The sequence below is a fragment of the Xanthomonas sp. NCPPB 3761 genome (genome assembly GCF_041475705.2).
GTDB classification, from domain to species: domain Bacteria; phylum Pseudomonadota; class Gammaproteobacteria; order Xanthomonadales; family Xanthomonadaceae; genus Xanthomonas; species Xanthomonas phaseoli.
In genome coordinates, this window is the sequence record NZ_CM191262.1 from 1874650 (window position 1) to 1894955 (window position 20306).

The following is a 20306-nucleotide window of genomic DNA, read 5'->3' on the forward strand; positions in this document are numbered from 1 at the left end:
ACAGGCGAGGGCTGCGTAACGTCGCGGCGGTGCACGCAGGATCGGCGCAGCGCAGCACGATTCGCGTGCCAGGTGCGTCATCAAAATTCCAGGTCCAAGGCCGCACACAGGTAATCGACGAACGGCGCCAGGATCGCCAGGTCCGCCTCGATGGTCTGGCGCAGTCGCGGCCCGGTCATGATGCTGTCGTCCAGGTGACGCAAGTACGCCCAGTTGCGGTGCTTGAGATCGTCGATGAACTCGAAGTCGTTGGGGAACCCACGCGGTGCGCGCACCAGCTTTTCGCTGTCGTCCATGGTGAATTTGCGCAGCAGTTTCGGGTTGTGCGCGGCGGCCTTCCAACTGCCGGGGTTGTCGAAAATGAACTGGCGCAGCTTGCGCTGTGTGTCCGGCTCCGGATGCCACAGGCCGGCGCCGACAAAACTTTCGCCCGGCTGCAGATGGATATAGAACGAGGGCGCCGGCATCTGGCGGCGGCGCTCATGAAACAGGCGCGCGCCTTGCCAGTTCTTGTACGGCGACTTGTCGTTGGAAAACCGCGCATCGCGATAGATGCGAAACAGCGAGCCGCCCTGGGTCTTGGGATCGGCGCGATAGTGCTCGCTGACCTGTGCCAGTGCCGGCTGCAGATCGGTGATCAGCTGCAGGAACGGCTGGCGCACATGCGCCTCGTACTGATGCCGATGGTCGTTGAACCAGGTCTTGTCGTTATGGCGGGCCAGGGCGCGCAGGAACTTGAAGCTGGCGTCGGAAAAATAGGTGGTCATAGCGTGCGTTGGAGGTCCGAACCCCAGGCGGCGAGCTGGTCGAGTAGGGCTTGCTTGGTAGCATCGTCGGGGTGAGTACGCCGTAAATCCGCGATCTGCGCGTGGTATTGCTCCAGGGTGACTTCGCCCAGGCCGCGGTCTTCGAGCAGGCGCTGGCGGCGATACACGTTCCAGCGCTCCTGTTCCTCGAACGAGAGGGTCTGCGGCCAGTTGCGCGCGCGGTAGCGAAACAGCAGTTCGATCAGGCGCGGATCGCGAAAGCGCGCTTCCAGCGCGCCCAGTTCGTCCGGCGCGCTGGCGCGGACCTGCGCAAGCAGGCGCTTGTCGCCTTCGGCCAGAAATCCATCGTAGAGCGAGGCATCGGCATCGTTGACCGCCGTGGCCGCGGCGCGTTCGCTGCCGTAGACCTGGCGCACCTTCTCGGCAAGTTCGGGGCCCAATGCACGCAAGCGTGCCGCCTTGGCCACTACCGCGTCGTGATCCACGCCCAGGCGCTCGAAGTCTGCAGCGCGCAGATGCTGCCAGGCCACCAGCGCAGGCGACTTGTTCAGATGCACTTCCTTCAACGGAATGCGCTGTTCGCCTTCCGGTAGATCTGCGGCGCGGATGTACAGACGGTCGGCGATATCGTCGGGGCTCAGCCGCAACAGCACCTCCGGGTCGCCGTCCAGATCGAACACGATCACGCGGCTGTCGAAGCGCGGGTGGCGCGTCAGCGGCAACACCGCCGCAGCGCACAGGCGCGAGGCGGGGTAACGCTGCGAGATATGCAGCACCGGTTGCATCGCGATGACATCCAGCAAGGTGGCGGCAAAGCGCTTGTCGCGCAGGCGCAGCGCGTAGTCCCACAACTTTGGCTGGTGCTGCTGGAATTTGCGCGCCATGCCGATGGTGGCGTACACGTCCGACAAGGCTTCGTGCGCATCGCCTTCGCGCACATCATTGGCATCGGCCAGGTGCTCCAGCTTGAACGAGGTAGCGCCATCGTCGCGCTGTGGCCAGACGATGCCGTCCGGGCGCAGCGCATGTACCAGTCGCAGCACATCCAGCAGGTCCCAGCGCGAATTGCCGCCACGCCACTCGCGCTCGTACGGGTCGTAGAAATTGCGGAACAGGCCGCAGCGGACGAATTCGTCGTCGAAGCGGATCGAGTTGTAGCCCAGCGTGCAGGTCTGCGGCCGGCCCATCTGTTCGGCGATGCGGGCGAACGCCTCGGCTTCGGTGACGCCCTCGCGCAGCGCGTGCTGTGGGGTAATGCCGGTGACCATGGTGGCGTACGGAGAGGGCAGCAGATCGTCGGCCGGCTGCACGAAAAAGCTGATGGGCTCTTCGATCAAGCGCAACTGCGCATCGGTGCGCACCGCAGCGAACTGTGCGATGCGGGTGCGGCGTGGATCCTGGCCGAAGGTTTCCAGGTCGTAGAAGAGAAAGCTGTCAGGCATGCGGGTGCGACATCCAGATGCGCAGCGCACGGCGTATGCGCTGCCGATGCCGCCCAGTATCCCTCATCGCGGCAACGTCACGCTAAGAGCGGCCAACAAAACCACTGCGCAGCCGCCAGGCGGGTGCGGCCGGTGCTCGGAATCGGCATGTACCACGCGTACACTGCGGTTCTGAGCGCGCCGTCCGCGCACACCTGACGACTGCTCGCTACGTTTTGTTAGCCGCTCCAAGGCGTGGCCGTGCGGGAGGCGAGCCACCTCCAGCGGCGAAGCATTCGCGAAGCGGGCCGGGTGCGGCGTTGCCCGGTCCTAGCGACCACCCATGGAGCGGTTGCAAGGGCCTGGCAGCGGCAGGCACCGCGCCGAAAAGGCATTCGACCGGGCGCCCATCGCAAGCCGGCACGTCACCGTCGCCCTCTCAAGCATTCATGCCGTCCGCGCCTGGCAGGCGTCAATGCGCGCCGTCCAGCGGCTCCAGGCGTGCGTGCACAACCGCTTTCAAGGCAGCCCAGTCGATGCGCGACAGATCGCTGTGCCCGCGCGTGGCCTCCACCAGGATCTCGCGCTGGATCTCGCTGCGCGCTAGCGCAATCGAATAGCGCGTGCGCAGGAACGTCACCATGGTGTAGTGCGGCACGAAGCGGGTGGGCCAGCGCGCCTGCAGTTGTTGTTCGAGCTCGCGCTGCAGCAGGAAGTCGGGGTCGTCGACGCGGTCGCGCATTTCCAGGTAGTTCTCCAGCGCCATCTGCTGGATGGCGGCCGCATCGTCGCGACGCGCAGCTTCGAACGCCGCGAACGCGCTGGCCAGATCATCGTGCGCGTCCAGCTGATCTGCCAGCGCCACGCAATCTTCGAACGCGCAATTCATGCCCTGCCCATGGAACGGCACCATCGCATGGGCGGCGTCGCCGATCAGCAATGCGCGGCCATCCAGATGCCAGCGATCCAGGGTGAGGGTGCCGAGCAGCCCGGGCGGATGCTCTTCCCAATGCTCCTTGAGCTGGGGAATCAGCGGCAACGCGTCCGGGAAATCGCGTGCGAACAAGGCGAATGCTTCATCGCCGGTCCGCGTGGTGGCGAAGCTCGGCTCGCCGGCGTTGGGCAAGAACAGGGTGACGGTGAACGTACCGCCATCGTTGGGCAGCGCAATGCACATGTAGCGCCCGCGCGGCCAGATGTGCAGTGCGTTGCCTTCGATCCGGAATCCGCCACCCGGCTGCGGCGGAATTTCCAGTTCCTTGTACGAGTGATCGAGGAATTCGGTGCGTTCGCCCAGCGGCGATTTGCGCTGCATCGCCGCACGCAAGGCCGAGCCGGCGCCATCGCTGCCGATCAGGCTCTGGAAGTGGATCTCGTGCGGCTGGTCGTCGCGGTCGTCGATGAAGCGCGCATAGCCGGCGTCGAAATCCACGGTATGCAGGCGGCGGTAGAAATGCACGCGCGTGCCGGCCTGTTCGGCCAGGTCGAGCAGGGCGACATTCAGCGCGGCGCGGTGGATCGACCAGATCACCTCGCTGTCGTCGCGCCCGTAGCGTTGCAGCTGCGGTTGCCCGACCAGTGGGTGCACCATGCGTCCACGCATCATCACCGCCTTGGCCATCACCGCATCTTCGGCACCGGCCTGGCGCAGCGCATGCCGGCCGCGTTCGGCCAGCGCCAGGTTGATCGAACGGCCGGACTCGTAGCCTTTGATGCGCGGGTCGCCACGCCGTTCGTACACGGTGACCTGCCAGCCGCGACGCGACAGCAGGATGGCCAGCAGGCAACCGGCCAGACCGGCGCCGATCAGGGTCAGGGAACGCGGAGAAACTGGGCTCAATGCAATGTCCGGCAGCAGCCGGACGCAGCGCCGGCGAAAAGGGGAAGACAGCGACTGGCAACGACGGCGGCCGTGGCGGCGACGCCGGGCGGGAAGTGTACGTGGGCGCGCGGCGATTCCGCGTGCCGCACAGGCGCTCCGGTGGCACGGCAGTCAGACTGCCGCGCTCAAGCAGCCGCCCAGGCTTCCACCTGCTCCACGAAGGTGTGCAGATCGCTGAAACGGTTGTACAGCGGCACAGGCGCAATCCGGATCACGTCCGGTTCGCGCCAGTCGCCGAGCACGCCGGCCGCGTGCAGATGCTCGAACAGCGCGCGCCCCTGCGCGCGTCCGCCGGCCACCCGCAGCGAGAGCTGGCAACCGCGTCGTGCCGGTTCGGCCGGGGTGACGATCTGCAGCACCTGCGGCACCCGCGCGTGGATCAACTGCTCCAGATGCCCGGTGAGCTGTTCGGACTTGGTGCGCAATGCAGCCATGCCGGCCTGGTCGAACACCGCCAGCGAGGCGCGCAGCGGTGCCAGCGCCAGTACCGGCGGATTGCTTAGCTGCCAGCCTTCGGCACCGGGCGAGGGCACGAACTGCGGGTCCATGCGGAAGCGGGTCTGCTGCTCGTGTCCCCACCAGCCGGCCATGCGCGGCAGGTCGCTCTTTGCATGCCGCGCGTGCACGAAGCAACCGCCCACCGCGCCGGGGCCGGCGTTGAGATATTTGTAGTGGCACCACACCGCGAAATCCACGCCGTCGTCGTGCAGGGTCAGCGGGAGATTGCCCACCGCATGCGCCAGATCGAAACCCACCGCCGCGCCCTGCGCGCGCGCCAGCCGCACGATCTCGGCCAGGTCGAAGGCCTGCCCGGTGCGGTACTGGATGCCCGGCCACAGCACCAGGGCAAGGCGCGGGCCATGCTGCGCGATGGCCTCGGCAATGGCCGTCATCGACACGGTGCCGTTGGGTTCGTCGGCGTCCACTTCGATCAGATGCGTAGTCGGGTCCAACCCGTGCAGGCGCAGCTGCGATTCCACCGCGTGGCGGTCGGATGGAAATGCGCCGGCTTCGATCAGGATCGCGCCGCGCTCGGCAGTGGGACGATAGAAGCTCGCCATCATCAGGTGCAGATTGACGCTGAGGGTGTTCATCGCCACCACTTCGCCGGGTTGCGCGCCGACCACGCGCGCCAGGCCGTCGCGCACCAGCTGGTGGTAGGTCAGCCATTGGGTCGGGCCGGTGAAGTGACCTTCCACCGCCAGTGCGCCCCACTGGTCGAGCACTTCCTCCACCATCGCACGTGCTGCGCGCGGCTGCAGGCCAAGCGAATTGCCGACGAAATAGGTCTGATCGCCATCGCCGTGTTGCGGGAACACGAACGCATCGCGCAGGTTGCGCAGCGGGTCGGCGGCATCCAGTGCAGCAGCATGGGCGCGGGACAGCAGGTCGGTCATCGTCGGGCTCGCAACACGGATCAGGGCGGCAGTTTACCTGCCGGCATCGTGCACGCCGTCATGCACGGCTGACGCATCGGCCGAGGCCGGTCGGGCGGGGCGCAGCAGGTGGGTGAGCGTGCCGATGCTGTCGGTGACGCGGTCGATGGTGTCGGCCAGCGCGGCGGTGGTCGGGGAACTGTCGGGCAATGCGGCCAACGCATCGGAAAGCTGGCGCTCGGCGTTGCGCAAGGTCGCCGCGGCAGGGGTGCCGCCAGTGCGCAGGCAGTCGATCACCGCAGACAGCGCCTCATCGGCCTGCTGCGCAAAGATGGGCAACGCATCCAGCGTGGGCAACGGATGGCCATCGCGCAGCGCCGCTTCCAGCAACAAGCTGGCGCGGATCAGCCGGTTGCCATTGGCCAGCAGCGATTCGGCCAGCTTGAGCTCCTGCAGGTTGCGGCGGCTGCGCGGTTCGCCACGCAAACGCTCGATCGAAGCCTGCGCATTGGTGCGTGCAACACGCGCGGCGGCACGCGTATCGCTCAGGCCCTCCATCTGGCCGAGCAGCACATGGCGCAGGTGGTCTCGATATGCGCTGAGCAACTGCGCCAGCGAGGCGCGAATCTGCCGGCGTTCGCGCGTTGGCCACATCGCGTAGGCGACCAGCGCCAGCGCGCTGCCGGCCACTGTCGCCTGCAGGCGCGCGCCGACCGCTTCGCCCGGTGCCACCCCTTCGAAGGACAACAGCAGCACCAGCATGCCGGTCAAGAACGCCACGCCGATGCCGTAGTTCACCTGTGTCAGCAAACGAAATCCGAGGCAAAACAGCGCCAGCAGGGCCATGCGGACGCTGGCGCCGTCCATGGCCAGATGCGCGAGCAAGGTGGCAAGCAATAGCCCGACGAAGGTGCCGGCCACGCGCAACGCGCCAAAGCTGAAGGTGCCGCCGAAATCGGGCTTGAGCACGATGGCGGTGGTCATCGGAATCCAGAAGCCGTGCGGAATCTGCTGCCAGCGCTGGAAAGCGATGGCCAACGCCAGGCACACGCCGCAACGCAACGCGTGCCGGAAGGCGACCGACGACAGGTCCAGATTCGCGCGCAATGTGGCCCAGGTCGCGGCCGGCCGCAGCGCCGACGGCAGGCGCGCTTCGGCCAGTTGCGCCTGGATTTCGCCACGGCTGCTGGCCCAGTGCGCGTTGCGGACCAGCGCGCGCAGCTGGCCGCCCAGGCCTTGCGCACGCGCGACGGCGACACGCACCAGGCGGCGTTCGCGCGTGTCGGCGTTGTCGTGCTGAAACTGTGCCAAGGCGCCGACCAGATCGTCGAACCCCGTCATCGAGGCATTGGCTGCCTGCGGGTCTTCGCCCATGGTCATCGCGTGCGCGAGCTGTTCCAGCACGATGGCGCTACGCTCGAGCACCCGTTCGATTGCCGGGCGCGCCTGCGAGTCGGTCAGGCGCGTCTCGGCATCGGCCAACGACAGCAGCTCCAGCCGCACGCGATCGCACAGCTCGGCGATGATGCGAAAGCTCTGCACCGCGATCGCGCGCGAGCGATGCTCGCCGTGCAGCATCACCATCGCGTCGAGCACTTCCTGCGTCGCCGGCGGCGCTGCACTGGCATCCGGGCGCTGCCGCGCGATGCCGGCCAGCTGGCGCATCAGGTCTGCCAATGCAAAGCGTTCCGGGCGATAACGCTGCAGTGGCCACGCCGCCAACGCCAGCGCCACCTGCAGCAGGCCGCCAGCGAAAATCAGCGCGGCCACACCGGGTGCCTGCTGCACCGGCAGCCGCATGTCTGCGCTGACCACCAGCAGGATCATGCTGGTCAGGCCCACCCGCGCGGCGACCGGTCCGAGCGCCACCAGCAGGCCGCCGCCCAGGCCGAGCAACAGGCCGGCCAGCACCAGCGCCGGCGTATTGTGGCCGACCCAGATGCCGAGCAAGGCAGCCAGGCCGGCTGCCAGGGCTGCCATCAACATGCGTTGCAGACGCGCGCGATACGGCCCGGGCTGGTCGGAGAACATGGTATTGAGCGCGCCGCTGCACACCGCCAGGCCGGCGGCAACCTGCCCGGTCGCCACGCCGATCGCCAGCGGCAGGACGACTGCAAGGGTGTTGCGCAGCGCAACGCGCAAGGGCACGTCGCGTGGTTTGAGGTCGATCAGTGCGCGCAGCATGGTGCCGGTTTCAGAGCATGCGCGCGGCGAGCCTGCTGCGCGCAATCGCATGCCATCGCGCTATCAGTTTTCGATCGTCGCATAGCGCTCGGGCGCAGGATGCAGATGCCCGCATTGCGAACAGGTGCGCAGCGCCAGCGAACGGTAGAAGCGATCGAACACAGGCGGGAAGTCGGTTTCGATGTTTTTCAGCGGAAACATCGCTTCATACAACTTGTGGTTGCATTGCGGGCAATACCATTGCAGGCCGTCCCGTTCGTTGGGCAGGCGCTCGCGTTCGATCACCAGGCCGATCGAGCCGGCCGCGCGTTGCGGCGAGTGCGGCACCTTGGGCGGCAGCAGAAAGACCTCGCCGGCACGGATCGGAATGTCGCGCGCCACGCCTTCGTCCTGCACCTTCAGCACCATCTCGCCTTCGAGCTGGAAGAACCACTCCGGGCCTTCGTCGTAGTGATAGTCGGTGCGCGCGTTCGGCCCGCCGACCACCATGATGATGAAGCCATCCTGCTGGATGCACTTGTTGCCCACCGGCGGCTTGAGCAGATGGCGGTGTTCCTCGATCCAGGCATGCAGGTTGATTGGCGGCATCAGCATCGACGTTCCTCGGCAAAGAAGGTATCCGGCTCAGCCGGCCGCCGATGTCCGATGGACGCTGCGGCCGGCCACGGGTGCGTTCGGCTCAGCGCTCGGCGTGATCGGCCTGGATCTGCGCCAGCGCTGTGTCATAGCGTTCCTGCAGCAGCTCGGGGCGGTCGATCGACATGCCCAGGTCGTGCGCGCGGCCATCGCGCAGGCTGTAGACCCAGCCATGCACGCTCAATTGCTGGCCGCGCTCCCAGGCATCGTGCACGATGGTGGTGCGGCACACGTTGACCACTTGCTCGAGCACGTTCAGCTCGCACAGGCGCGCGTGCTGCACCGACAGCTCGCCGGCGTTGTGCAGGCAGGCTTCGTGCTTGTCGGCCACGTCGGTGACATGGCGGATCCAGTTGTCGACCAGGCCCATGCGCTTCTGGGTCAGGCTGGCGAACACGCCGCCACAGCCGTAATGGCCGACCACCAGCACATGCTTGACCTTGAGCACATCCACCGCGAACTGGATCACCGACAGGCAATTCAGATCGGTATGCACCACCACGTTGGCGATATTGCGGTGCACGAACACCTCGCCCGGCGCCATGTCGATGATCTGGTTGGCAGGCACGCGCGAATCGGAGCAGCCGATCCACAGATATTCCGGGGTCTGCTGGGTCGAGAGCTTGGAAAAGAATTCCGGATCCTCGCGGCGGATACGCTCGGACCAGGCGCGGTTGTTTTCAAGCAAGTGGTTAAGCTCGTTCATGCGTGCAGTATTCCAGAAAATGTGGTCGTGGCGGCTTCTGTGAGCGCCCAGGATGAATCAGCTTTCAGGCTTCCCAGTCTCGGCGAACGACCGATGTCCGGCCAGTGCACCCCTGGGGAAACTGGCGCCACCGATCAACTCAACAGGTGGCGCCGATGGCCGACTTCAACGCGTTCTTTCCGACCTTGCTCAAACACGAAGGCGGTTTCGTCAACGATCCCGTCGATCCGGGCGGCGCCACCAACAAGGGCATCACCCTGTTGACCTTCAAGGCCTGCGCGCAGAACCTGCTCGGCATCGAGCCAAGCCTGGCGAACCTGCGCGCGTTGACCGATGCGCAGGCGGGGGTCATCTACAAGGCGCAGTACTGGGACCGGCTGCGCGCCGATCAGATCGCGCTGCAGCCGTTAGCCAACATCGTGTTCGACTTCTACGTCAACGCGGGCAACAACGCGATCAAATTGCTGCAGACCGTGCTCAACAGCCAGACCGGCGGCGGGTTGGTCGCCGACGGCCGCATGGGGCCCGCCACCTTCGCGGCGCTGGCATCCAGCAACCAGCAAGACCTGTATGCACGCTACAAGGCCGGCCGCAAGGATTACTACCACCGGCTCGTCGCCGCGCGACCGGCGCTTGGCAAGTTTCTCAAAGGCTGGCTGGCGCGCGTGGATTCCTTTCCCGATTCGGTCTGAGCCGGTAACGGCCAGCGACACTTCCGACTGACGAGCCCGACATGGCGCAGATATCCCTCAATGATCTGATCGAAGCACTGGCCGGCGCGGTCATCGATGCCCAGGATCGGATCGAGCAACACCAGATGGCCAACCTGGGTGCGTTCTTCGACGAAGACAACCGCCCCAGAAGCGTCTTGATCCGCTTGCCGTCGCAGCACCCGGAAGCGGGTGAGAACGATGAAGACCTGTATCGGGCACCGCTGTTGCCGCTGGTGTCGTCCAACGTCCTGCGGATCAAGGATGTAGAGATCAGTTTCGATGCACAGCTCGGCGAACTCAGCGAGCTGGACGAAGCCGTATTGCCGGACTCGCTGGCGGTTCCGGCCGCCGTCGAAGACTGGCATCCCAAGCCGCCGGCGCTGCCGGGCCAGATCGGCATCGACCTCGGCTCCAACGCAAAAAATGCGCGAAACAGCGCGGTTCACGTCGTGTTGCGCGTGGAAGGCAGCGAGCCGACCGAGGGCGTGGCACGTCTCATCAATCGCCTTGCGCAATCGCAAGGTGTGTTCAAGACGGTCAAGGGGGAGTAGCTCCCGCGGTTACCGTTTTTCCTAAACAACCGTTCTTCAGGAGAACACCATGAGCGATATCGTCAACATGTCCGACCAATTCAAGGGCCTGCCGATGGCAGACCTGATCGGCGCCCCGTTGCGTGCAGCCTGCGATGCGCAGGTCATGCTGGCACGGGCCACCGCCGACTTCATCAAGGTCATCGGCTTTCTGCCGCCGACCGACCCTGCAGATCCCAACGGGAACGGCGGCACGCGCACCGCGCAGTTCAAATTCAAGCGCCCGGTCGAAGACCCCAGCGGCACCGGGATGGCCGAGGAAGAAGTCGAGATCGTCGTGCCGCTGCTGACCCTTGTCAACGTCCCCAACCTGAGCATTCAGACCGTGGACGTGACCTTCGATATGGAAGTCAAATCCTCTTTCTCGGAGAAGGAAGCCGAAGACAAGAGTCTTAAGGTGGATCTGGAGGCCAGCGTCGGCTGGGGCGTCTTCAAGGCCAAGGTCAACGTGCAGGGCTCTGTGTCCAGCCATAAGGAAAATACCCGCTCTTCGGATAACTCGGCCAAGTATCACGTCGCGCTGCACGCCGAAGATCGCGGCACGCCCGAAGGCCTGTCGCGTGTGCTCGACATCCTGCAGACCGCTGCGGCCCCACGCAAAGTCACCGCGCCCGTGCCGGTTCCGTAAGCGTCGCTGTTGCGTCCCGTACTTTTCCTAACCCGAGTCGTTGCCGATGATGGATTTGTCAGAAGTCAGTTTCATCAAGCGCATCGTCGTCGGCAGCGACAACCCGGCAAAAATGCAGACTGCCGAGCAAGTCGAGGCCGCGCAGCAGTTACTCAATCGCTGTCTCAGCGAAGCGCCCAGGGGAGCGATTCTCGGGGTCGAGAAGAGCTTCAATATCCTGCAGTTGGGCGAGCACCAGGTCGTGCTGCAATGGTTGTGCTACCACGTCGGGTTCAAGCGCAAGCCGGTCTGGCTGACGGAGGCTTAGATGGCACGTGCAAGCTATTGCCTTGACGCTTTCGTGGAGCTGCTCGACCAGGCTGTTCGACGCGCGCAACAGCGGTGCCGCCAGCGGCACGCCGCAGTTGTAAATGCCGCGGTGGCCGCCTGCGACCTGTGGGTGCAGTGCGTGGACGGTGAGCAAACGGTGCAGTCCGAAACGGCAACCCTGCTTTCCATTCCCGTCTGCCAATTGCGTGCGCTGCGGCTGCAGCAAATCAGCGAGTTTTCGTTGACGCTGCAAGTGCAGATAGAGCCGGTCACGCAGACCGACGGTGCCCCGGGGTTGGCATTGCGTGTTGCGCCGCCAGATGGCCGTACGCCGGGGCATACGCTGAAGATCAGCTACCAAGGAACCGAGCGTCCGCATGGCGTGCTTTGGTTCGATGGTGTCGCATTGAAGGAGTGGACGCTGCATCCGTTCATGGACGTGCCACTATCCGATCCAGGAGCGCAGCGGTGAGGCTGCTGCTATCGGACGCCGACGCCCGGGCGGTCGCCGAGCGGCTGGGGACCGATGTGGCCACCCTGCACGCAGATCTCCGTCGGCAGTCCCGGCGCAAGCTGCGATCCATCTTCATCATTTGCCTGGTTATTGTGCTGGTCATCGCTGCGTTCGGTGTGCTGAGCGGCAGCGTGATCGATCTTTCCGCTGTTTCCAATTTCTTCTCGGAGCTTTTTCATGTCTGGTCAACATCGGTATCGGCATCACATTTTGCGCATCACCTCGGCGCTTGCCCTGTGTCTTTCGCTGACTGCGGCGCAGGCAGCTCCCGCGGGCGGGATTCCGGCGGGTGACTGGCGCGGCATCCTGTCCGCCAGCGGCAGTACCGGCCCGGTCTACGTCCGTCTGAGTGCGCGCGCGCCTGGAGTCGAGGGTGCCCAGGTGGCGGATCTGCGATTCGGGCCTCCCTACAATTGCGCGCTCGAGTTACGCGCGCAGCCGGACGGGTACGCGTTGCTGTCGCGCAATGGCGGCAAATTCTGCGACGCGCTGGCCGGCGGGCTTGCCCAACTCCAGGTAGCGGAGAGTGGCGCGCCCGGGGTGCAGCTCACCTTGCCTGGCAGCGCCTCGCCGTTGGTCGTTGCCCTGAATCAGAGCAGTGCCGGATTGGCCGAAGCCGGGCGCTGGCGCGCGGCGGGGCTGATTTCCGCGCAGCTGGAGATCGTGGCCACCAGCGTCCGTCCGGGAGACGTTCTCGGTCGCCTGCGTTATGGCGCGCCACGGGATTGCCAGGTGGAAGTGCGCTACGCCGGGCGTGCCGCAGGTGCGTTGAATGCCTGGGTCGTGGCCAACGATAGAGGCTATTGCCGCCAGCTCAGTGACGCCCTGGCCAGTCTGCAGGTTCGTGCAGATGGCAGTGCCGAGCTTGCATTGCTGTTGAAGGGGCAGCGAGAGACGACGCTGTTCGAACGGATGCCTTGAGGTGTCGCAGCTGCGTGGCTGCCAGTAAGGACCTCATTTATGTGGAAGCGAGCCAATAGGCGCGGCGGCCTACGACAACGCGCAGTGGCCCGCCCGGTCCCGCCGGCGGAAGTCGGCGGGCCGGCATTTTCCAGCGTGCTCGAGCAACTGGAGCTCGAATGCCGGGCGATGGTGTCTTACGCACTGAAGCAAGGGCTGGCAATGTCTCCCGATCTGCCTGGCCGGCTGGCAGAGCTGCGCGTGATGCCTGGCGCTTCCTTGCACGGCGAAGCTGGCGCGCGCGAATTGGCCGGTCTGCACCGACAGCTGGTGCGTGCGATCCAGCCGGCAACGCCGCAGGCGGTGGTGCTGATCGAGCGCGAGCGCCTGCGCGGCGGTTGGTTGCGCTGGCTGGGGCCGATTCCGTTGATCCGCACCTTGACCTTGACCTCGGTCGGTTGCCTGGCCTCAGTGGTCGGGCTGGCGATGTCCAGCCTGGTGAACGAGCGCAACATCACGTTGGGCTTCCTCGATTCCTCGGGGAGCACGCTAGGCTGGAATGTGATGTTCATCCTGGCCTGCGCCGGACTCGGTGCAGCGTTTTCCGCGTTGTTCCAGGCCCATCGTTACGTTGCCGACGCGACATACGACCCGCGCTTCGATTCCTCCTATGCCGCACGTATGATCCTCGGTCTCATCGCTGGCCTGATCCTGGTGGAGTTGCTTCCGGAGAATCTCTTTGCCGAAAGCAGCCTGGGCGCATTCGGAAAGCCCGCATTGGCGATGATGGGCGGCTTCTCGGCAAGCGCGGTGTATCGCCTGCTGCAACGCATGGTCGAGGTCATGGAAACGGTCGTGCGCGGCGATTCCGGCCAACAAGCCGCCGCGATGCAGTCGCAGCGTGTGTCGGCCGAATCGGAGAGCATCCGTGCGCGGGGCGAACTTGCCGCAGGTCTGCTGGACCTGCAGCGTGAGATGCAGGCGGATCCGCGCCTGGATCAGGTGCGCCAGCAACTGACCGGCCTTGCCAGGCAGATGATGTCAGACGATTCGTGATCTTTCGCGCATGAGATGCGCTCATCACGCGCATGCGCTTTTTTCTGGCCGTCCGTGGAGTGCGGTTTGCCACAGCCTGCCGGACATCAGGTGGCAGCACGCTTTCGCGTCGTGCGGCATAGCTCGCTTCGGCGGTTGCGCAAATTGCATAACACACTTCAGGCAGGCGCACCCGTCACGGTGCCTCAGCGAGATCTGCAGCGCTGTCGATACCAGCATCCGAGGCTCGCCAAATCAGTTCAAGACCGATGGCCCGGAGATGAGCGTGTGACAAGCTCGCTCAAGTGCTCCTGCCGAGCATCTGCCGATTCGCTGCAGCGCGCCGCATGCAAGCCGCTGCACAGCGCGGTCCCCATTCGTGCACCAGAGGGTATGATGAAGACACGTATCGTCGTCGCTGCCGATCGCACCATCCTTGTGGAGGGGATGGTCGCTTTGCTGCAAAAGGTTCCCGGTATCGAAGTGGTAGGGCATGCGGAAGACGGCCTGGCATGTCTTCAGATCGCCGCCAGAGAGCAGCCTGATATCGTGCTGGTGGATGTGCTGCTGCCCGGCCTCAATGGTATCGATCTGACGCGGCGCTTGATGCAGCGCAGCCCCAATAGCCGGGCAATCTGTATCGCTCCGTCCGATGCCTGTACGCAGGCCAGCGCAGTCTTCGAAGCTGGCGCCAAGGCGTATCTGGCGCGAACCAGCCGCTTCGCCGAATTGCTGCGGGCGATTCAATGCGTCATCCAGGATCAGACCTACATCAGCCCGCAGATGTCGCGTTCGCTGATCGCCGGGTTGCGTCGAGCTGCCAAGGCCGATTCTGCCTACACCCGACTGACCTCACGCGAGCGGGAAATCGTGCAGCTCTATTCGGAGGGTCTGTCCACCAGGCAGATCGCCAACCGCTTGCATCTGAGCGTGAAGACGGTGGGGACGCATCGCGAAAACTGCATGTTGAAGCTCAATATCCAAAGCATCGCGCAGTTGACCCGTTATGCGATCGCGCAGGGCCTTTCTCCGCTTGAAGCAGCGATCGACGGTAGCGGCGAGTCATCCGAGGGATGCGTAGCGCAGCACATGCGCCGTGCTGGCTGAGGCGTCCTGGCAATGCACTGCGGTACATCGGCGTGGACACATTTCTGAGCGCCAAAAGCGCCGATTCGGCTGGCGCGCTCTCCAGGGCCGGCAATGGCAAGGCCGCCATGAACGACTGGCTGAGCGTGGTGTCTGATCTGCGAGGCCGCGCGTTCTGAGCCGATCGAACGCGCGATGCAGGCAGTCTTCGCGCAAAAGCACGTCGATTTAGAGCAGCTGACAAAACCACTGCGTAGCCACTAGGCGGGCGCGGCTGGTGCTCGGGATCGGCGTGTGCCACTCGTACACTGGGGTTCTGAGCGCGCCGTCCGCGCCCACCTGACGGCTGCTCGCTACGCTTTTTTAGCTGCTCTTGGAGAGCTATCGGTTTTGGTGAACATGTACGAGAACAGGCTCGCATTCGAACGCGAAGGGCGCAGTGCAGGCGCTGCAGATGAGTATGTCGAAAGATGCCGTTGCCGGCGCGCAAGGCGGCAGTCTGGAGTCGATTCGATGGCTGGAGCGAATGCTCGACATGACCGGGCCGGCAAACTACTGCTCATGCCATGAGCGTCGCGAAGGGCGATTTCTGGCGAAGTGGGGGACACCTGCAATGACCTGTGCGCGGGCCGATGCAGGCGTCGGTCGGCCGTGTGGCCGACGCGCCCCAGCCGTTTGGTGACTGGCCGTTCGAGGTGTAAATGCGGCCGCCTCAGCGCGTCGTATCGGCGTCAATCGCCGCCTGCATCAATGCTGCGATCGCGTGCGCGTCTTGGTCGGCTTGCTGCGTCAGGAACTGGGCGACACTGCGTTGATTGCCGGCCGGATGGTTCTGGCTCAGCTTGAAGGTGAGCTCGATGCGGCTTGGAACGAAGCGGAAGCCGACCAGCCCGCGCAATTGTCGGCGATGACTGTCGCGCTCCATTTCGAACTGCCAATCGCTGCCCACGCGCTGCTCGAAGTGCGCGCTCATGCGCGCAATCAAACTGCCCAACGCGTCTTCATCGCTCACCTGGCTGCAGCGTCCATGCAGGTGCGCAACCGCGTAATTCCAGGTGGGCACGCGCGCAGCTGCGTCCTTGTCCAAGTACCAGGTGGGCGAGACATAGGCATGCGGGCCCTGCAACACCATGACCGCATCGCCGAAAGTGCGTGCCTGCGGATTGGGGCGTGCCCAATGGCCTTCGATCACGACATCCTGGTCATCGCGCCGATACAGCACCGGCAGGTGCGAGATCACCGGCTGCCCATCCTCGCCCTGGCTGATCAGGGTGACAAATGCATCGCGCGCGAACAGCCAGTCCAGCAGGGCCAGATCGGTCTGCGCGAATGCGCGCGGGGCGTACATGTCAGGCGCGGCCGCCCATGTTCACGACCATGCGCGCACGCAGCTCGGCATCTTCGTTACCTTGGGGCGGCGAGACTTCATGCAGCGAGAAACCGCGGATGAGCGCGTCTTCTTCGTCCAGCCCGTCCAGTGCCACGAATTCGGCATCGAACAAGGCTGCGCGTGCGCTGTCTTCGCTGTCGTAGGGCAGCGGCTTGCCGTCGCTGTCCAGTACCTCGGCGGTGCCGGCTTCGTTGACGCGCAGGCGTGCCCAGATCAGCGTGCGGCCGATCGTGGCCAGCCACCAGGAGTCGCGGGCGCCCTGCAGGGTGTCGTCGTAGTTCGTCATTGCATTACCTTGGAAAGCAGGCCGAGCAGGGCCGCCATGCCCAGGCCGAAAAAGATGGTGAGCAGCGAGAGCCAGGCGGGTGTGGCCAGACCGGACAGTGCACTGTCGCGATAGCTGCGGTAACGGCGCGCCAACAACCAGCGCAACGCCACGGGACTGATGAAGGCCGTTTCGCCGAAGCTGGCCAACGCCTCCGGGTGGCGGTCGCGCATGTGCACCAGGGTCAGCGGCCAGAAGATCAGCAGTGCGGTGAGGCCTGCAACGGCGACACCGACAAAACACAGTGCGAAAAACAGCGTCATGCACTGTGCTCCGCAGGCGGGGCATCGTAGTGACCGATGATGTCGATGAGGCCAACGCTATTGTCGTTCAACGCATCCAGGGCTTCGGCAGGAATCCACCACTCGGTGTGGTGCGCGCCGCCGACTTTTTGAATGGCGTACTGTTCGACAAACGCTGCGCGTACCTCGAACTGCGCAACATAGCCAACCCCGCTGTCCTTGACGTTCCAGCGCGACGCGATTTCCTCGGCGTAGCGCTGGTTGGTGACTGGATAGAAGATCGGTTGCTCCGGCAACCGCGGCGGCCAGCGTCGGAAGCCGGAATCGCGCACCAATGCGTATTCCTCCGGCCCCAGCGGGCGGTACATCGTGACCGTGGCCTGCGCGGTCGTCACCTTAGAACTCCGCGCTGCCTGGCGCACGCGGGTAGGGGATCGCGTCGCGAATGTTGCTCAACCCGCACACGTACACCACCAGCCGCTCGAAGCCCAGGCCGAAGCCGGCGTGCGGCACCGAGCCGTAGCGACGGAAATCGCGGTACCAGCTGTAGTGCTCCTTATCCAGGCCGAACTGCGCCATGCGCGCGTCGAGCACATCCAGGCGCTCTTCGCGCTGGCTGCCGCCGATGATTTCGCCGATGCCCGGCGCCAGCACGTCCATCGCCGCGACGGTCTTGCCGTCGTCGTTCAAGCGCATATAAAACGCCTTGATGTGCTCGGGGTAATTGGTCACCACCACCGGGCGGCCGATGTGTTCTTCGGTGAGCCAGCGCTCGTGCTCGGTCTGCAGGTCCAGGCCCCATTCGACCGGAAAGTCGAACTTCTTGCCGGCGTTCTGCAGTAGCTTCACTGCGTCGGTGTAGTCGATCTGCTCGAACGGCGCATTGATGAACGCTTCGAGCTTGGTGATCGCGTTCTTGTCCACGCGCTCGGCCAGGAACGCCAGGTCATCGCCGCGCTCATCGAGCACCGCGCGGAACAGGTATTTGAGGAACTGTTCGGCCAGGCGCGCGTCTTCGGCCAGGTCCGCGAAGGCGATTTCCGGTTCGATCATCCAGAACTCGGCCAGGTGGCGCGTGGTGTGGCTGTTCTCGGCACGGAAGGTCGGGCCGAACGTGTAGACCTTGCTCAGCGCCAGGCAATACGCCTCCACGTTGAGCTGGCCGGACACGGTGAGGAAGGTTTCCTTGCCGAAGAAGTCGCGGCTGAAATCCACATTGCCGCTGGCATCGCGTGGCAGGTTGACCATGTCCAGCGTGGAGACGCGGAACATCTGCCCGGCGCCTTCCGCATCGGAGGTGGTGATGATCGGTGTGCTGATCCAGTTGAAGCCGTTCTGGTGGAAGAAGCGGTGCACCGCCTGCGCCAGGCAGTTGCGGATGCGGGTCACCGCACCGAACAGGTTGGTGCGCGGGCGCAGGTGCGCCACTTCACGCAGGAATTCCGGGGTCATCGGCTTGGGCTGGATCGGGTAGGTCAGCGGGTCTTCGACCCAGCCGACGATGTCCACGCCGCTGGCCTGGATCTCGAACGACTGGCCCTTTCCCTGCGACTTGACCAGCACGCCCTTGGCGATCAGCGAGCAGCCGCTGGTCAGCCGCTTGATCTCATCGAAATTGGGCAGGGTGTCGTTGGCCACCACCTGGATCGGAGCGAAGCACGAGCCGTCGGTCACGTTGATGAAGGCCAGTCCGGCAGATCCGCGCAAGGTGCGCACCCACCCCCGTACCGTGACTTCGCCGCCTTCCGGGAGCTTGCCCGCAAGCGCATGTTCAACGCTGACCACCGTCATGACTGTTCCTCGCCGTAGCGACCTTGAATGGCCTGCGAGTTTACTGGCTGCGGCTGCGCCGGCGCGAGCATCTGAACCGCTTGCCGGGCGCGGCGCTTGTTGCAGGCGCGTGCTGCCCCCATCTGTTGCGGACGCCGCCACTGAGCATTCCGCCTGGTTGTTGCGCCCTCGCTATACTTGCCACCATCGTTTTGGAGTGCCCTCATGGCCGTCAGCCTCACCCCCGCCGCGCTGGAGCGCGTGCAGCGTTTCGTGCAGCAGACCCCGGGTGCATTGGGTCTGCGCTTTGGCGTGACCAAGACCGGTTGTTCCGGCTGGGGCCATGTCACCGACCTGGCACGCGAGGCGCGTGACGACGACGTGGTCTTCGAGCAGGGCGGGGTACGCATCTTCGTCGACCCTGCCAGCCTGCCGCTGGTGGATGGCACCTGCATCGACTTCGGCAAGCACGGCCTGAGCGAAACCTTCACCTTCAGCAACCCCAACGCCACGGCCGAATGCGGCTGCGGTGAGAGCTTCACGACTGCAGACGAGCATCGCTGAGCCGGCCGCGCGCGTTATTCCTTCTCCCATCGGACATTGTCCCCCTTCATGGGGAGAAGGTGCCCGAAGGGCGGATGAGGGTGCGCCTCGGAACCTGTCAGCGTCTGTCATGGCAAACGCGTCGCCACGCGCCGTCAGAATTGAATCACCGACTGCTCCGCTGCCTCGCCCGGACCCTCACCTCAACCCCCGCCTCCGCGGCCCGGCCCGCGCGCGAGGCGCGGGTGCCCCAAGGCACACGCCCCAGTGGCGCGTAAGCCGTGCCTTCTCGCCACGGCGGGAGAGGGGCTTTGGAATGTCCTTGCCAGGCGGCTGGTTGCGGCTAAAGGCCTGAACTGCCATACTTTCCTGCTTCCTGCCCGATTCCGGGCGGGAACCCTTGCTCCACCGGCCGCTTGCGCGGACCACCGGGGAGCTGTCCGGCCCACGTGGCCACATCCGAAAGGTAAAACAACATGAGTCGTCATTACGAAGTCGTGTTCCTGGTCCATCCGGACCAGAGCGAGCAGGTCCCGGCCATGATCGAGCGCTACAAGTCGCTGATCGAGGGCGGTAACGGCACCATCCACCGTCTGGAAGACTGGGGCCGTCGTCAGCTGGCCTATCCGATCCAGAACCTGGTGAAGGCGCACTACGTACTGCTCAATATCGAAGTCGACCAGGCCGTGCTGAGCGAGCTGGTGGAAAGCTTCCGCTTCAACGATGCGGTGCTGCGTCACCTGGTCGTCAAGCGCGATGGCGCCGACACCGAGCAGTCGCTGATCATGAAGAGCAAGGACGAGAAGGGCGACAAGCCCGAGCGTAGCGAGCGTCGTCGTCGTGACGACGAAGAGGGCGAAGCGCCCGCCGCCAACGATAACGACGGCGACAACGCCGAAGCCGCTTAAGGAGCGCTGTCATGTCCAAGTTCTTCCGTCGTCGCAAGTTCTGCAAGTTCACCGCCGAGGGCGTCAAAGAGATCGACTACAAGGATCTCAACACCCTGCGTCAGTACCTCACCGAGAACGGCAAGATCGTGCCGAGCCGCGTGACCGGTACCAAGTCCAAGTACCAGCGTCAGTTGGCCACGGCCGTCAAGCGCGCGCGTTTCCTGGCGCTGATCCCGTACACGGACAACCACGACGTTTAATCCGAGTCCCTCGGAAGAGCCCGCACATCCATGTGCGGGTGATTAAATTGATAGACGCCTGGTGATTGGAGATGCGGTGTTGATCGTGCTTTTGCGATTCCCAAATCCCGATTCCCGAATCCCGTCTTTTCGGACAGCA

Annotated in this window: 25 protein-coding genes and 2 other RNA genes; 14 read left to right on the plus strand and 13 right to left on the minus strand. The window is 64.8% G+C overall.

Features of this window, described 5'->3' with window-relative positions; translation table 11 throughout:
• Positions 1–80 precede the first annotated feature (80 nt).
• Together ACCQ00_RS08260 and sbcB are read right to left on the minus strand one after the other, a co-directional pair.
• Entirely contained in the window at positions 81–767 is a 687-nt protein-coding gene (locus ACCQ00_RS08260) for a DUF2461 domain-containing protein (protein WP_017155871.1), read from the minus strand.
• Positions 764–2209 (minus strand): exodeoxyribonuclease I, encoded by a 1446-nt coding sequence (gene sbcB, locus ACCQ00_RS08265; RefSeq protein WP_039569169.1) that lies wholly within the window; start codon positions 2207–2209, stop codon positions 764–766. The genes ACCQ00_RS08260 and sbcB overlap by 4 nt, the downstream gene beginning before the upstream one ends.
• A gap of 147 nt (positions 2210–2356) precedes the next feature.
• On the opposite strand from sbcB, the gene ACCQ00_RS08270 reads away from it, so the two are divergent.
• Positions 2357–2433: non-coding RNA, sX9 sRNA (locus tag ACCQ00_RS08270), on the plus strand.
• Between the two features lie 227 nt (positions 2434–2660).
• On the opposite strand, the gene ACCQ00_RS08275 is transcribed toward ACCQ00_RS08270, so the two are convergent.
• From ACCQ00_RS08275 to can, 5 genes are all read right to left on the minus strand, one after another.
• The gene (locus tag ACCQ00_RS08275) at positions 2661–4028 is read right to left on the minus strand and encodes an FAD-dependent oxidoreductase (RefSeq protein ID WP_039569172.1); all 1368 of its coding nucleotides are present in this window, start codon (positions 4026–4028) and stop codon (positions 2661–2663) included.
• Between the two features lie 167 nt (positions 4029–4195).
• Positions 4196–5467 (minus strand): kynureninase, encoded by a 1272-nt coding sequence (kynU, locus tag ACCQ00_RS08280; protein WP_039569174.1) that lies wholly within the window; start codon positions 5465–5467, stop codon positions 4196–4198.
• Positions 5468–5500: 33 nt separating this feature from the next.
• Positions 5501–7681, minus strand: a complete 2181-nt coding sequence (locus tag ACCQ00_RS08285; protein ID WP_039569178.1) for an FUSC family protein — start codon at positions 7679–7681, stop codon at positions 5501–5503.
• Between the two features lie 12 nt (positions 7682–7693).
• Positions 7694–8224: a 3-hydroxyanthranilate 3,4-dioxygenase gene (locus tag ACCQ00_RS08290; RefSeq protein ID WP_039569180.1), complete on the minus strand. Its 531-nt coding sequence runs from the start codon at positions 8222–8224 to the stop codon at positions 7694–7696.
• 85 nt (positions 8225–8309) lie between these two features.
• Positions 8310–8972, minus strand: a complete 663-nt coding sequence (can, locus tag ACCQ00_RS08295) for a carbonate dehydratase (protein ID WP_017155877.1) — start codon at positions 8970–8972, stop codon at positions 8310–8312.
• A 155-nt stretch (positions 8973–9127) separates the two neighbouring features.
• Between can and ACCQ00_RS08300 the strand changes: the two genes are divergently transcribed.
• Genes ACCQ00_RS08300 through ACCQ00_RS08320 form a run of 5 tightly spaced genes read left to right on the plus strand, consistent with a single transcriptional unit; the run spans position 9128 to position 11684 of the window.
• The gene (locus ACCQ00_RS08300) at positions 9128–9664 is read left to right on the plus strand and encodes a glycoside hydrolase family 108 protein (protein WP_017160313.1); all 537 of its coding nucleotides are present in this window, start codon (positions 9128–9130) and stop codon (positions 9662–9664) included.
• Between the two features lie 41 nt (positions 9665–9705).
• Positions 9706–10236: a DUF2589 domain-containing protein gene (locus tag ACCQ00_RS08305; RefSeq protein WP_017155879.1), complete on the plus strand. Its 531-nt coding sequence runs from the start codon at positions 9706–9708 to the stop codon at positions 10234–10236.
• A gap of 49 nt (positions 10237–10285) precedes the next feature.
• The gene (locus tag ACCQ00_RS08310) at positions 10286–10903 is read left to right on the plus strand and encodes a DUF2589 domain-containing protein (RefSeq protein WP_003485902.1); all 618 of its coding nucleotides are present in this window, start codon (positions 10286–10288) and stop codon (positions 10901–10903) included.
• A gap of 46 nt (positions 10904–10949) precedes the next feature.
• Entirely contained in the window at positions 10950–11210 is a 261-nt protein-coding gene (locus ACCQ00_RS08315) for a hypothetical protein (RefSeq protein ID WP_017155880.1), read from the plus strand.
• Complete coding sequence (locus ACCQ00_RS08320; protein ID WP_039569182.1) at positions 11211–11684, plus strand: hypothetical protein; 474 nt, start codon at positions 11211–11213, stop codon at positions 11682–11684.
• Between the two features lie 8 nt (positions 11685–11692).
• On the opposite strand, the gene ACCQ00_RS08325 is transcribed toward ACCQ00_RS08320, so the two are convergent.
• On the minus strand, positions 11693–11905 hold the full coding sequence (locus ACCQ00_RS08325; protein ID WP_017155882.1) for a hypothetical protein: 213 nt from the start codon (positions 11903–11905) through the stop codon (positions 11693–11695).
• A 31-nt stretch (positions 11906–11936) separates the two neighbouring features.
• Between ACCQ00_RS08325 and ACCQ00_RS08330 the strand changes: the two genes are divergently transcribed.
• The 5 genes from ACCQ00_RS08330 to ACCQ00_RS08350 all read left to right on the plus strand — a co-directional run bounded on the left by ACCQ00_RS08330 (position 11937) and on the right by ACCQ00_RS08350 (position 15116).
• Entirely contained in the window at positions 11937–12647 is a 711-nt protein-coding gene (locus ACCQ00_RS08330; RefSeq protein ID WP_039569258.1) for a hypothetical protein, read from the plus strand.
• A 168-nt stretch (positions 12648–12815) separates the two neighbouring features.
• On the plus strand, positions 12816–13682 hold the full coding sequence (locus tag ACCQ00_RS08335) for a hypothetical protein (protein WP_017155884.1): 867 nt from the start codon (positions 12816–12818) through the stop codon (positions 13680–13682).
• Between the two features lie 372 nt (positions 13683–14054).
• Complete coding sequence (locus tag ACCQ00_RS08340; RefSeq protein WP_017155885.1) at positions 14055–14768, plus strand: response regulator; 714 nt, start codon at positions 14055–14057, stop codon at positions 14766–14768.
• Entirely contained in the window at positions 14735–14926 is a 192-nt protein-coding gene (locus ACCQ00_RS08345; RefSeq protein ID WP_017159147.1) for a hypothetical protein, read from the plus strand. Before ACCQ00_RS08340 ends, ACCQ00_RS08345 begins: the two co-directional genes overlap by 34 nt.
• Before the next feature lie 113 nt (positions 14927–15039).
• A non-coding RNA gene (locus ACCQ00_RS08350) (sX9 sRNA) lies at positions 15040–15116 on the plus strand.
• A 343-nt stretch (positions 15117–15459) separates the two neighbouring features.
• Here ACCQ00_RS08350 and ACCQ00_RS08355 read toward each other — a convergent pair.
• From ACCQ00_RS08355 to asnS, 5 genes are read right to left on the minus strand one after another with little or no spacing between them, the layout of a single operon-like run.
• Positions 15460–16095 (minus strand): FMN-binding negative transcriptional regulator, encoded by a 636-nt coding sequence (locus ACCQ00_RS08355; RefSeq protein ID WP_039569186.1) that lies wholly within the window; start codon positions 16093–16095, stop codon positions 15460–15462.
• Position 16096: 1 nt separating this feature from the next.
• The gene (locus tag ACCQ00_RS08360; RefSeq protein WP_039569189.1) at positions 16097–16423 is read right to left on the minus strand and encodes a hypothetical protein; all 327 of its coding nucleotides are present in this window, start codon (positions 16421–16423) and stop codon (positions 16097–16099) included.
• Positions 16420–16725, minus strand: a complete 306-nt coding sequence (locus tag ACCQ00_RS08365; protein WP_017158153.1) for a hypothetical protein — start codon at positions 16723–16725, stop codon at positions 16420–16422. Before ACCQ00_RS08365 ends, ACCQ00_RS08360 begins: the two co-directional genes overlap by 4 nt.
• Complete coding sequence (locus tag ACCQ00_RS08370; RefSeq protein ID WP_039569191.1) at positions 16722–17126, minus strand: hypothetical protein; 405 nt, start codon at positions 17124–17126, stop codon at positions 16722–16724. The genes ACCQ00_RS08365 and ACCQ00_RS08370 overlap by 4 nt, the downstream gene beginning before the upstream one ends.
• Positions 17101–18495, minus strand: coding sequence for an asparagine--tRNA ligase (gene asnS, locus ACCQ00_RS08375; RefSeq protein WP_017158155.1), 1395 nt, complete (start codon positions 18493–18495; stop codon positions 17101–17103). Before asnS ends, ACCQ00_RS08370 begins: the two co-directional genes overlap by 26 nt.
• 204 nt (positions 18496–18699) lie before the next feature.
• On the opposite strand from asnS, the gene ACCQ00_RS08380 reads away from it, so the two are divergent.
• The 3 genes from ACCQ00_RS08380 (at position 18700) to rpsR (ending at position 20167) form a co-directional block, all read left to right on the plus strand.
• The gene (locus tag ACCQ00_RS08380; RefSeq protein ID WP_039569194.1) at positions 18700–19038 is read left to right on the plus strand and encodes a HesB/IscA family protein; all 339 of its coding nucleotides are present in this window, start codon (positions 18700–18702) and stop codon (positions 19036–19038) included.
• Positions 19039–19493: 455 nt separating this feature from the next.
• On the plus strand, positions 19494–19925 hold the full coding sequence (gene rpsF, locus ACCQ00_RS08385) for a 30S ribosomal protein S6 (protein ID WP_003485869.1): 432 nt from the start codon (positions 19494–19496) through the stop codon (positions 19923–19925).
• 11 nt (positions 19926–19936) lie between these two features.
• Positions 19937–20167 carry a 30S ribosomal protein S18 gene (rpsR, locus tag ACCQ00_RS08390; protein WP_002804494.1) on the plus strand — a complete coding sequence of 77 codons (231 nt, stop codon included), beginning with the start codon at positions 19937–19939 and terminating at the stop codon, positions 20165–20167.
• The last annotated feature ends 139 nt before the right edge of the window (positions 20168–20306 follow it).

Coding starts and splice junctions, on each gene's coding strand:
- ACCQ00_RS08260 (WP_017155871.1), bottom strand. CDS start 767: ATGACCACCTATTTTTCCGACGCCAGCTTCAAGTTCCTGCGCGCCCTG.
- sbcB (WP_039569169.1), bottom strand. CDS start 2,209: ATGCCTGACAGCTTTCTCTTCTACGACCTGGAAACCTTCGGCCAGGAT.
- kynU (WP_039569174.1), bottom strand. CDS start 5,467: ATGACCGACCTGCTGTCCCGCGCCCATGCTGCTGCACTGGATGCCGCC.
- ACCQ00_RS08285 (WP_039569178.1), bottom strand. CDS start 7,681: ATGCGATTGCGCGCAGCAGGCTCGCCGCGCGCATGCTCTGAAACCGGC.
- ACCQ00_RS08290 (WP_039569180.1), bottom strand. CDS start 8,224: ATGCTGATGCCGCCAATCAACCTGCATGCCTGGATCGAGGAACACCGC.
- can (WP_017155877.1), bottom strand. CDS start 8,972: ATGAACGAGCTTAACCACTTGCTTGAAAACAACCGCGCCTGGTCCGAG.
- ACCQ00_RS08300 (WP_017160313.1), top strand. CDS start 9,128: ATGGCCGACTTCAACGCGTTCTTTCCGACCTTGCTCAAACACGAAGGC.
- ACCQ00_RS08305 (WP_017155879.1), top strand. CDS start 9,706: ATGGCGCAGATATCCCTCAATGATCTGATCGAAGCACTGGCCGGCGCG.
- ACCQ00_RS08310 (WP_003485902.1), top strand. CDS start 10,286: ATGAGCGATATCGTCAACATGTCCGACCAATTCAAGGGCCTGCCGATG.
- ACCQ00_RS08315 (WP_017155880.1), top strand. CDS start 10,950: ATGATGGATTTGTCAGAAGTCAGTTTCATCAAGCGCATCGTCGTCGGC.
- ACCQ00_RS08320 (WP_039569182.1), top strand. CDS start 11,211: ATGGCACGTGCAAGCTATTGCCTTGACGCTTTCGTGGAGCTGCTCGAC.
- ACCQ00_RS08325 (WP_017155882.1), bottom strand. CDS start 11,905: ATGAAAAAGCTCCGAGAAGAAATTGGAAACAGCGGAAAGATCGATCAC.
- ACCQ00_RS08335 (WP_017155884.1), top strand. CDS start 12,816: ATGGTGTCTTACGCACTGAAGCAAGGGCTGGCAATGTCTCCCGATCTG.
- ACCQ00_RS08340 (WP_017155885.1), top strand. CDS start 14,055: ATGATGAAGACACGTATCGTCGTCGCTGCCGATCGCACCATCCTTGTG.
- ACCQ00_RS08345 (WP_017159147.1), top strand. CDS start 14,735: ATGCGTAGCGCAGCACATGCGCCGTGCTGGCTGAGGCGTCCTGGCAAT.
- ACCQ00_RS08355 (WP_039569186.1), bottom strand. CDS start 16,095: ATGTACGCCCCGCGCGCATTCGCGCAGACCGATCTGGCCCTGCTGGAC.
- ACCQ00_RS08360 (WP_039569189.1), bottom strand. CDS start 16,423: ATGACGAACTACGACGACACCCTGCAGGGCGCCCGCGACTCCTGGTGG.
- ACCQ00_RS08365 (WP_017158153.1), bottom strand. CDS start 16,725: ATGACGCTGTTTTTCGCACTGTGTTTTGTCGGTGTCGCCGTTGCAGGC.
- asnS (WP_017158155.1), bottom strand. CDS start 18,495: ATGACGGTGGTCAGCGTTGAACATGCGCTTGCGGGCAAGCTCCCGGAA.
- ACCQ00_RS08380 (WP_039569194.1), top strand. CDS start 18,700: ATGGCCGTCAGCCTCACCCCCGCCGCGCTGGAGCGCGTGCAGCGTTTC.
- rpsF (WP_003485869.1), top strand. CDS start 19,494: ATGAGTCGTCATTACGAAGTCGTGTTCCTGGTCCATCCGGACCAGAGC.
- rpsR (WP_002804494.1), top strand. CDS start 19,937: ATGTCCAAGTTCTTCCGTCGTCGCAAGTTCTGCAAGTTCACCGCCGAG.